10 protein-coding genes are annotated in these 10,145 nt (G+C 72.5%); 2 read left to right on the plus strand and 8 right to left on the minus strand.

Annotated elements, in window-relative coordinates:
- Positions 1–10: 10 nt before the first annotated feature.
- The 3 genes from Pka01_RS03000 to Pka01_RS03010 form a co-directional block, all read right to left on the minus strand.
- Positions 11–1,102, minus strand: coding sequence for an NAD(P)/FAD-dependent oxidoreductase (locus tag Pka01_RS03000; protein WP_203881000.1), 1,092 nt, complete (start codon positions 1,100–1,102; stop codon positions 11–13).
- A 2-nt stretch (positions 1,103–1,104) separates the two neighbouring features.
- The gene (locus Pka01_RS03005) at positions 1,105–2,496 is read right to left on the minus strand and encodes a cytochrome b (RefSeq protein ID WP_203881001.1); all 1,392 of its coding nucleotides are present in this window, start codon (positions 2,494–2,496) and stop codon (positions 1,105–1,107) included.
- Between the two features lie 88 nt (positions 2,497–2,584).
- Positions 2,585–3,988, minus strand: coding sequence for an MFS transporter (locus tag Pka01_RS03010; protein ID WP_203881002.1), 1,404 nt, complete (start codon positions 3,986–3,988; stop codon positions 2,585–2,587).
- Between the two features lie 99 nt (positions 3,989–4,087).
- Between Pka01_RS03010 and Pka01_RS03015 the strand changes: the two genes are divergently transcribed.
- The gene (locus Pka01_RS03015) at positions 4,088–4,966 is read left to right on the plus strand and encodes a LysR family transcriptional regulator (RefSeq protein ID WP_203881003.1); all 879 of its coding nucleotides are present in this window, start codon (positions 4,088–4,090) and stop codon (positions 4,964–4,966) included.
- 58 nt (positions 4,967–5,024) lie between these two features.
- Here the strand turns inward: Pka01_RS03015 and Pka01_RS03020 are convergent, their stop codons facing one another.
- Both Pka01_RS03020 and Pka01_RS03025 read right to left on the minus strand, forming a co-directional pair.
- On the minus strand, positions 5,025–5,786 hold the full coding sequence (locus tag Pka01_RS03020) for an ABC transporter permease (RefSeq protein WP_203881004.1): 762 nt from the start codon (positions 5,784–5,786) through the stop codon (positions 5,025–5,027).
- Entirely contained in the window at positions 5,773–6,654 is an 882-nt protein-coding gene (locus tag Pka01_RS03025; RefSeq protein WP_203881005.1) for an ABC transporter ATP-binding protein, read from the minus strand. The genes Pka01_RS03020 and Pka01_RS03025 overlap by 14 nt, the downstream gene beginning before the upstream one ends.
- A 44-nt stretch (positions 6,655–6,698) precedes the next feature.
- On the opposite strand from Pka01_RS03025, the gene Pka01_RS03030 reads away from it, so the two are divergent.
- Entirely contained in the window at positions 6,699–7,376 is a 678-nt protein-coding gene (locus Pka01_RS03030; RefSeq protein WP_203881006.1) for a TetR/AcrR family transcriptional regulator, read from the plus strand.
- 39 nt (positions 7,377–7,415) lie between these two features.
- On the opposite strand, the gene Pka01_RS03035 is transcribed toward Pka01_RS03030, so the two are convergent.
- From Pka01_RS03035 to Pka01_RS03045, 3 genes are all read right to left on the minus strand, one after another.
- Positions 7,416–8,054, minus strand: a complete 639-nt coding sequence (locus Pka01_RS03035; RefSeq protein WP_239114691.1) for an AAA family ATPase — start codon at positions 8,052–8,054, stop codon at positions 7,416–7,418.
- A gap of 169 nt (positions 8,055–8,223) precedes the next feature.
- Entirely contained in the window at positions 8,224–9,438 is a 1,215-nt protein-coding gene (locus Pka01_RS03040) for a YncE family protein (RefSeq protein ID WP_203881007.1), read from the minus strand.
- 60 nt (positions 9,439–9,498) lie between these two features.
- Positions 9,499–10,104, minus strand: a complete 606-nt coding sequence (locus tag Pka01_RS03045) for a cysteine hydrolase family protein (protein WP_203881008.1) — start codon at positions 10,102–10,104, stop codon at positions 9,499–9,501.
- Between the last annotated feature and the right edge of the window lie 41 nt (positions 10,105–10,145).

Consider the following 10,145-nt stretch of genomic DNA (forward strand, 5'->3'; position numbering starts at 1 on the left):
GGCAGGCCACTCACGCCACATGCAGCGGCTGCTCCGGGGTCCGGACCAGATCCGCGACGGAGTCGTGGATCCTGTGCTGGTACGGCAGGCGTGAGCCGTACCCGAGGGAGGCCGCGACGTTGCCGCCGGCCAGCCTCCCCTGGCGCAGGGCATGCCGGCCGCTCATCGGAGTGATCTTGCCGGGCCTGGTGGGGTCGGGGACGGCGGCCACGTCGCCGCAGGCGTGGATCTCGGGATGGCCGGGCACGGCGAGGTGCTCGTCCACCCTGATCCTGCCCTGCTCGGCGGCCAGCCCCAGGTCGGTCACGAGCGGGTCGGGGCGGACCCCGAAGCTCCACACGATCGTGCGGGTGGCGACGAACTCGCCGTCGGTGAGCCGCAGTCCCCGGGAGGTGACCTGGCCGAGCGAGGTCCGCGTCCGGACCTCCACTCCCCGCGACCGCAACATGCGCGCCGTGATCCTGGACAGGCGGTGCCGCATGTCGGGCAGCAGCCGCTCGGCGGGATCGGCCAGGATCCAGCGGATCGGCTGATCGCGCAGCCGCGGGTCGCGGCAGGCGATCGACCGGGACAGCGCCTGCCCGGCGGAGGCAGCCGCCGTACCCGCGTATCCCGCGCCGAGCACGACGAACGTGCAGCGTGCCGCGCGTTCGAACGGGTCGGTGCTCGCGGCGGCCAGGGAGAGCTGCCGGTGGATGTGATCGCGCAGTTGGAGGGCCTGGCCGACGTTGTGAAAGCCGACGCTGTGCGCCGAGACCGCGGAGACCTGGGCGACCTCGCTCACGCCTCCCGCCGCGACGATCAGCCGGTCGTATGCCAGCACACCGCCGTCGTAGAGCACCCGCCGGGCCTGGGCGTCGATGTGGGTGACCGTGCCCAGGACCACCCGCACGCCCGGCAGCGTCCCGGCCAGCGGCACGCTCACCCGATCCGGGCTGAGCGCGCCCGTCATCACCTGCGGGAGCAACTCGGGACGCAGCGCGACACCGGTCGGGTTGACCAGCACGATCTCCGCGCCGTCTCCCACCCGCCGCGAAAGGGTGCGGGCCGCCTGGTAGCCGGCGACCCCGGCTCCGACGATCACCACCTGTGGCCTTGTCACCGTCATCTCCCCGACGTGATCGCCGGCTCCTGGCTCTCCCGCCGCGCCGGAGCCAGTCGCTCGTGGTATCCGCCGTCCGGGGACCGCGTGATGATCCCGGTCTCCACCCCGTGCTCGGCCACCTCGTGATCCGTCTGCTGGAGTGCGACGCAGATCCACCGGGTGACGAAGAAGGCGATGACGGGGCCGATGACCACGGCGAACCTGAAGAAGACCGTCACGGCCTCGACGGAGAGGCGGAACTGGACGGCGATCTGGTCGTTCGCCGCGGCCGACCACAGCAGGCCGTAGAACGTGACGCCGGCCACCGCGATGGCCGTCTTCACCGGCGACTCGTGTGGCCGATCGAGCACGTCGTGCGTGAACGTTTCGTGGGCGATGCGGCCCGTGGTCTTGGGCCGGCCCAGTGCGTCCCGGCGGCCGCGTCGCGAGAGGAGAAAGTGCTCGGCCATCGGGTAGGCGGCCAGGGCGGTGAAGAAGACGCCGGGGACGACCAGTGTGGGGAGGAGGACCGCGAGGCTGAGCGTGTGGTCCCCGATGGTGAGTTCCCACCCGGGCATGATCCGGAGGGCGCCGTCGAGGAATCCCATGTACCAGTCGGGAACCGATCCCGCCGAGATCTGCGTCGGCCGGGCAGGGCCGTACAGCCAGATGGGGGCGATCTGGAACCCGAACCCGAGGATGATCAGCATGCCGATCGTCACGAGCGCCATCGCCGGGCGCGCTCGCCGCCGGGACGGCACCGAGGAGGCGAACCGGGAGTGGCCGTGCCGCCGCACCAGCAGTTCACGGGCGATCAGCAGCGCGGCGATGACGACCGCGATCAGCAGGTGCCCCCCGTACATGACCGGAATGACCCTGTCACCGGGGAAGTCCGGGCCGAACAGCAGCGACTGCGCCCAGCCGCCCACCACGGGGATGGACCGCACGACCGACACGATCAGCCACAGGCTCCCGCCCGACATCAGGTCGTCGGGCAGCACGTTGCCGGTCTCGCCCGCGGCCATGCCCAGAGCCAGCAGCGTCACCCAGATCAGCCACTGCCTGGTGCGCGGGCGGCGGAACGCGCCGGTCAGGAACATGCGCAGCAACTGCAGAAGGACGGCCGCCACGAAGACGAGCGCCGCCCAGTGGTGGACCTGGCGGATGAGCAGGCCGCCGCGCACCTCCAGGCTCAGATGCATGGCCGAGTCGAACGCCCTGCTGACGAACAGTCCGCGCAGCAGGCCGTACGAGCCGTCATAGGTCACCTGGGACATGCCGGGGTCGTAGAACACCATCAGCGCCCCGCCGGTCACCAACAGGACGACGAACGACCAGATGGCGATTTCCGCGAACATGAACGACCAGTGGGAGAACTGAAACGAGCGGCGCTTGGCCGGTGTCGAACGCAATTGGGGCCCCCTAACCTTCCTCACTCACATGACGGAATCGGGCCGGGGACTGTGACGACGAATAGGGCGTCTGCGACGGTGATTCCCGTCACTGCCGTCCGTCGTCGGGGCGGGCCTGCGTCGTCGCCGACCCGCGTGCGAACCACGCCGCCGAGGCCGCGCACACCACGGCCGCGAGCAGGAACGCGTACGTCGAGCCGGTCCCGAGGCTGATGGTCGCTCCCATCGCGGCGACGCCGAGGGTGGCGCCGCTTTGGCGCGTGGCGTTGAGAAGGCCGCCGACGGCTCCGGCCGTGCCGTCCGGGGCGGCGCCCATGATCGCGGTGACCAGTGCGGGCAACGCGGACGACACCCCGAGCCCGGTGAGCAGCAGGCCGAAGGCCGGCAGGACGTATCCGGCGTCCCACCGCACCGCGCAGAAGAGCACCAGACATCCCGCGGTCATCAGCGTCATCCCGGCCAGGATGGGCGGGCGCGGGCCGAACCGCAGCACGATCCTGCCGGTGATCGGCGGGTTGAGGGCGAACGGCAGCGTGAGCGGGAGAAACGCAAGCCCGGTGGCGATCGGACTGAGCCGGTACTCCTGCTGAAGCAGCAACGGCAGGACGAACAGTCCTCCGGAGAGCGTGAAGTTCACCGCGGCGCCGACGGCGAGCCCGGCCCCGACACCTTCGGCCCGGAGCAGCACCCGGTTGACGACCGGGGCCGGGCTGCGCCGCTCCGCCAACACGAACACGGCCCCGGCGAGCACCGCCGCGGCCCCCGATCCGGCGGCATGCGGCCACGACCGCCCGCCCGCGGCGATGAGCGCGTCGGTCCCCAGCGCCAGCGCCACGCAGCCGGCCGCCTGCGCGGCCCAGTCGATCCGCCGGTGGCCGCGCGGACAGCGGACCGCCCGCCCTGCGGTGAGCACCAGCACCAGGGCCGCGATCGGAACGTTGACCAGGAAGACCGCGCGCCAGCCCGCCAGTCCGACCAGTGCTCCGCCGGCGATCGGGCCCGCCGCCATCGCGGCTCCGCTCGTTGCCGCCCACGTCGCCACCGCGCGAGTCCGTTCGGCCGCGTCAGGATAGAGCCGCGTGATCATCGCCATCGAAGCGGGCACGCAGGCCGCCGCCGCCACGCCGAGGACCGCCCGCAACCCGACCAGGATTCCGAGTGCCGGCGCGAGGGCGCACATGAGCGAGCCGACTCCGAACACGGCGACGCCGGCGCGGAAGACCCGATGCACGCCGTGACGGTCGGCGACCGCCCCGGAGGACGGCAGGAGCGCGGCGAACACCACCGTGTAGCCGGTGGTGGCCCACTGCAGACCGGCGGTCGAGGTGTGCAGCGAGGCGGCCAGATCCGGCTCGGCGACCGAGAGCACGGTCGTGTCCAGCAACACCATGAAATACGCCAGCGAGATGCCGAACAGCGTGACGGTCCGGCGACGTGCCCGCGGGGCGACCTGTGTCCGCTCGCCGGGCGGCGAGGATTCGATGATGCTCATGCGGCCCACTGTCCGACCCCGGCGCCGGAGGCTCCACCGGAGCATCCGTACACTCCGTTCGGAAATTCCGAACACTCCTGATGGGGGCTGGTGAGCGGCGTGGAACTGCGTCAGCTGAGGACCTTCGAGGCGGTGCTCAGGCACGGCACGGTGACCGGCGCCGCCGACGCCCTCGACCAGGCCCCGTCCAGCGTGTCCGAGCAGATCCGCACCCTGGAGCGGTCGCTGGGCGTGACGCTGTTCGCCCGGACGGCGAAGGGCATGCGCCCGACCGAGCAGGGCGAGGTCCTGTCGCGCTGGGCCCGCGCCATCCTCGACCAGGTCGAACAGGCACGCCGTGAGGTCACCGGGCGGCCTCAGGCGGTACGGCTCGGCGCGCTGGAGACGATCGTCGCCACGTACGTGCCGAAGGTTCTGGCCAGGCTCGCCGAGCGCCGTCCGGGCGTCGTCGTCGAGGTCCGGGCCGAGACGAGCCGCGACACGCTGCTCGCCGACGTGACCGCGGGGCGGCTTGAGGCGGTGTTGCTCCTGGACACCGGGGACGCCCTGGGCGATCTCGGCTTCCCGACGCCCGCCGCGCCGCTGACCTTCGTCGACCTCGATCCGGTGCCGCTGGTCCTGGTGGCCGCGCCCGATCACCGGCTCAGCGGCCGCCGCCACCTGGAGCCCGGCGACCTGTCCGGCGAGCGACTGCTGGTCAACGTGCCGAACTGCTCCTTCCGGATGGCGGCCGACAAACTGCTCGGCCCCGGCCCCCGGCGGGTCCAGGCGGGCGGTGTCGCGGTGATGCGCGCCTGGGCGGAGCAGGATCTCGGCATGGCGCTGCTCCCCGCCTTCGCCGTGGACGCGGCCCTGCGGTCCGGCACGCTCGTCGACCTCGGGCTCGCCGCGCCCGACCTGCTCCTGCGGTTGGTCTGGCGTGCCGACAGAGAGGAACTCCCCGGGCTGCGCGACGTCCTCTACGCCGCAAGCGCCTGAGCCCGACGGCGGGCCTGCCTTCGTCTGCCGCGCAGCGCCCATTTCAGAAGCGCCCACTTCACAGAGACACCAGTCGCCCGCTGCGACCTCGCAGGCGGACCGAGGCCAGGCTGTCACACACCAGCGCCACGCAGACGAGCACCCCGCAGGCTACGGCCACACTCCGCGCGTCGCCCGCGAGAGCGCCCTGCAGACCGCGGACGGCCCAGTAGCCGGGCGAGATCGGGGCCGCGGCCGCGACCCAGGAGGGCAGGACGGCGAGCGGGACCAGAGCCCCGCCGAGACTGCTGAGCAGCATGCCCCCGATGTCATAGGCGGCCGAGAGCTCACCCATGCTGCGGACCAGGACACCGAGGAGTGCCCCGAGCCCGAGCAGCGCGCAGCTCCAGCTGAGCAGGACGCCCAGCAGCAGGAGGGGGTGCGGCACGCGCAGGCCGAGGGCGCCCACGCCGAAGCCGACGATGACGAGCTGCTGGGCGAGCAGGGCCGCGAAGACGGGGACGGCCTTGCCGACGAGCACCTCAGCGGGATGGACCGGCGCACCGCGCAGGCGGTCCCAGGTGCGCCCGAGCCGTTCGGTGAGGATCGTGCTGCCCGCGATGCTGAGCGCGAGCAGCGAGAAGGTGACCACCGTGCCGACGACCGCCTGTTCTGTGCCCGCCGTACGGCCTTGTGCGGCCACGTACAGGGGCCGCAGCAGGGTGACGAAGGCGAGCGGAAGGATCATCCGGCTCAGCAGCGGGCCCGGTTCGCGGAGCATCAGCAGCAGGTTGTGACGCACCAGGGCGCCCGTGCGGAAGGCGGATTCACGCGGCGACATCACGGGCCTCCTGCTCGCCCTCGCCTGCGCCGGCTTCCATCGAACGGTAGAGGTCGTCCAGGCTGGGGCGGCGTACGTCGACGGAGACGGGGACGCGTCCGGAGGCGAGAAGTGCGGCGAGGTCGGCACCGGGATCCGTCGTCGGCAGACGCAGATCGGGTTCGCCCGGGTCGGCGAAGGTGACCCGGAGCTCACCGGGCAGATGGCGGGTGAGCTCCCGCTGGGTGCCGCGCGCGATGACGCGCCCGGCGCGGGCGAGCGCCAACGTGGCGTCGAGGTCGACGAGTTCCGGCAGATAGTGAGTGGTGTACACAACGGCGGTGCCGGCCTCCGCACGGGTCTTGACGGCGGCCAGCAGGGCGGAGCGGGTCTCCGGGTCGGCGCCGGCGGTCGGCTCGTCCAGCAGCAGCAACGGCGGAGCGGCGACCATCGCCGTGGCCGCCTGGACACGGCGGCGCTGGCCACCGGACAGGACGCCCACGAGCCGGTTCGCGAGCGCGGACAGGTGGAGCTCGTCCAGGACCCGGGCGATCTCCTCGTCACGGCGCCGCCCGCGCAGCCCGGCGATCCCGGCGAACAGCCGCAGGTTCTCCCGCACGGTCGCGCGGTTGTAGAGCGCGAGCTCCTGCGGAGCCACACCGAGCAACTGGCGCGCGGCACGACCGGCACGCAGCGCGTCGAGCCCCCCGATCCGCACGTTGCCCCTGTCGGGGCGCACCAGGCCGGTGACGACCTCGACGAACGTGGTCTTGCCCGCACCGTTGTGGCCGATCAGTCCGACGATCTCGCCGGGCGCGACCTCGAGGTCGAAGCCGTCGAGCGCCGGACGGCGGCCGAAGATCTTCACCAGACCCTCTGCGATGAGCATCCCGCCTCCAATGTCTACAGCGTATACGTCTACACTGTAGACCCATGGGTGGCAGGCGGGAAGAGATCCTGGACGCGGCACTGTCCATCGCCGACGAGCACGGCCTCGACGCGGTCTCGATGCGGGCGGTGGCCGACCGCGTCGGAGTCACGCCCATGGCGCTCTACCGGCACGTCAGCGACAAGGCCGCGCTGCTGGACGGCGTCGTCGGGCGGTTGTTGTCCACGCTCCTGGCGTCGGACGCCGACGCGGGCCAGGCCTGGGGCGAACGCCTCAACACCCTCGCGCACGCCTGCCGCGCGATCACTCGACGTCATCCGTGGGCGGCGCACCTGCTCTTCTCCCGCCCGGCGGTCACGCCGGACGCCGTACGCGCGGTGGACGTCATCTACACCGCGCTCCTCGACGCCGGGGTGCCCGAGCGAGAAGTGCCCCGGCTGGAACGCCTGATCAGCACCTTCGTGCTCGGCTTCGCCGCATCCGAGGCCTCGGGGCGATTCGCCCCCGGCCCCGTCGACCCGCGCGGCCGCCGAGGCAGGCTCCCGGACGGCGACCTGCCCGGCCACACCAGAATCGCGCCGTGGCTTGACCTGCCCGTCGACCTCGGGACCGAGTTCGAGGCCGACCTGGACGACATCCGGCGGCTGATCGAGGCGGTCGCCACGCGAGCAGAGGTGAAGGACGCGCCCTCCCCCGAGACGGCCCGCTCCGCGAATTCGTGAGCCCGCCGTTCTCGTCCGCCGGACGAGGCCCCGGCCACCTCACGAGGCGCGGTCGGCGGGCCGGACGTCGAACCGGATGTCGGCCAGCCGGTCGGCGGCGCCCCGGTCCAGCACGGTGACGCTCGCCGCCGGAGGCAGCCCGCCGGAGCGAGCCTGCCGTATCAGCAGCCGCCAGCGCCGGCAGTGCCGGGCGAAGGTGGCCGTGGTGACGACCCTCCCGCGTGAGTACTGCCCGGCGCGGGCCGTCTGCGGCGGGGTGTCGAGCAGGATCACGTGAAGATCGCGGCCCCGGCGCCGGGCGAGCCAGGCGAAGCCGTGCAGGATGTGCGGCCAGGTGCCGCGGGTGTGCGCGACGACGGCGTGGCCGCGCAGCACCGCCCGTGCGATGCGCAGCACGTGCGTGGTGTGCACGAGCGGGGTGCGCGCCCGTGAAGGGACGGGCCCGAGGAAGCGCGCCCACCAGTTGCGCGCCTGGCGGGAGTCGACCACGTGCACGCCGCCCGCCACCACCGGTTCCGTCTCGTCGCCGTTCAACCCGTACAGGCGGTCGAGGAGCGTGCTCTTGCCGGCTCCGGGCAACCCCGCCAGCAGCACCAGCGATCCGACGGGGTAACGCAACTCCTCGTCGTGCGCACGGCATGGCTCGCGTCGCGGCGGCATGGTCGGCTCAGGCGTCATCGACCTCACGTCATCCACTCGGGAGCCCGGCGAACCGCCGATGGCGGGTCGCAGCTCCTGTCGGCCCGTCGACAAGGACAACGCGCGGGGAGCGCCGTGAGTTTCAGACCCCGTACGGCCGGGCCTTCAGTGGGCCGGTCGATTCACCCGGTTTCCTGCCCATCCGCCGCTACACGCCTGGCTGGGCGGCGACGTGGCGAAGCAGAGTGAGGCCGGGGACGGGCACGCGGGCGAGTTCGCGCCCGTCCCTGGCGTCGAGTCGGACGGCTCCCCCGTCGACGCCCGCGTACAGGCTCCCGTCAGGGCCCACGGCCAGCCCGCGTGGGCGTCCCGGCGTCCTTGCGGTGTGCAGCACGGACAGGGAGTCGAGGTCGACGGCGGACAGCGAGCCGCCGGCTGCCACGTGCAGGGCGCCGGCCGACACGGCGGCGAAAGCCGGGCCGGGCGATGCGAGGAGCGCGCCCACTTCGCCGATGGCCAGTTCCTGCACCCCCGCTCGCACGAGACGTCCACTGGCGCCGTCGAACACGTAGACGTCGTCGGCGGAGACGGCGATGGCGTGCCCCTCCGCCGGCCCGTGCCCGAACGGTTCTGGCAGGTCGAGGCAGTACGCCCAGCGCTCGGTCAGGCTCAGCACGTGCACGAACGCGTGGACGCCCGTCGACCGGCCGGCGACCAGGTCCCTGGAGTGCAGGTGATTGGCCTGATGGGTGTAGAGCGTGTAGAGCCTGTCGCGGCCGGGAGACAGCACGGCGAGCCGGCTCTCCCCGCGCATGGTCTCCTCCTCGGCCACCGGAGTCTTCTCCCTGCTGAGGACCGGGCCCACCTCGCGGGACGTCAGGTCGAGCATCCGGACGCGGTACGCCTCGGGAGCCGTTGACGGGAGGTACTGCAGCACGAACAGCGCACCGCCCTCCGCCGAGAAGGAGTCGGGCTCGTAGTTCCCGTCCAGTTCGACGACCGTGGCCTCGCGGCGGCCGGAGGGATCGGCGATCACCAGGCGGGTCGTGCGACGTCCGGGCGAGCCGTACGGCGTGGCGGGCGCGGGGTCGCCGAGAGCCGCCAGGGCTCCGTCCGGCGAGACCACCCGGACGGCCTTGGAGGGGGGCACACCGATGCTGGAGATCGTGCGCCCGGTGACGGCGTCCACGGCCACCAGGGAGTTTCCTGAGAGGGTGAACAGACGGGTCCAGTCGGCCGCGGGGACTGTGGCCGGGGAATTCGCGAGGCTGCGCCCGCTCCGCGTCTCCACGGCGGCCAGCCCGGACGTCGTGTCGGCGTAGAGGAGGTGGGCCGGCTCTTTCTGCGTCACCGGTCCGGCACACGCGCCGACGCCGACCAGCGCCGTTCCGCCGCAGATCTTGAGGAAGTCGCGTCGCTCCATGTGATGTCTACACCGGGCGGGGCGGAAAGGTTCGCGTCCCGTCCCGCCCCGTCCCGCGGCTCAGGCGAACAGCGCGACCACCTGGTCCGAACTCAGGCAGCCGGCCGTCGCCAGATCCAGGTTGGCCAGCGACATGCGGTGGACCTCGTCGGTCGCGGCCGTGACGCAGTCACTGACCGGGTGGACGGTGAGGCCGAGGTCGGTGCCGTGCCTGGCCGTCTGCTCGACGGTCAGATTGGTGGCGACTCCGGTCACCAGCAGCGTGTCGATCCCACGCTCGGCCAGCCACGCGGGGAGGTCGTCGCCGGCCAGGCCCGACAACTTCTGGTTGTCAACCACCCAGTCACCCTCGGCCGGAGTGCACATCTCCGGGATCAGCTGGGCCCCCGGAGCGTCCGGGCGGAAGGCCTCCTGCGCGTCGCCGACGGCCTTCATGAAGCCCGTGTTGCGGACCAGGCCGCCTTCGCCCACGGGCACGGTGAACCGCGTGAAGATCACCGGCACCCCCGCGGCGCGCATGGATTCGTGGAACCGCACGGCACGCCCCACGACGCCGCTGCGCGCGACCGGCTCGCCGAGCATCGCGCCGAAGAACCCCTCGGGCTTGATGACGTTCACCTGCCAGTGGAGGGCGAGAACGGCGGCGGTCCGCGGGTCGTAGGTCATGTCATGATCCTGCCGCACCCCGCCCCTCGCCGGAAGACCTC

Source organism: Planotetraspora kaengkrachanensis (assembly GCF_016862895.1).
Lineage (GTDB): Bacteria > Actinomycetota > Actinomycetes > Streptosporangiales > Streptosporangiaceae > Planotetraspora > Planotetraspora kaengkrachanensis.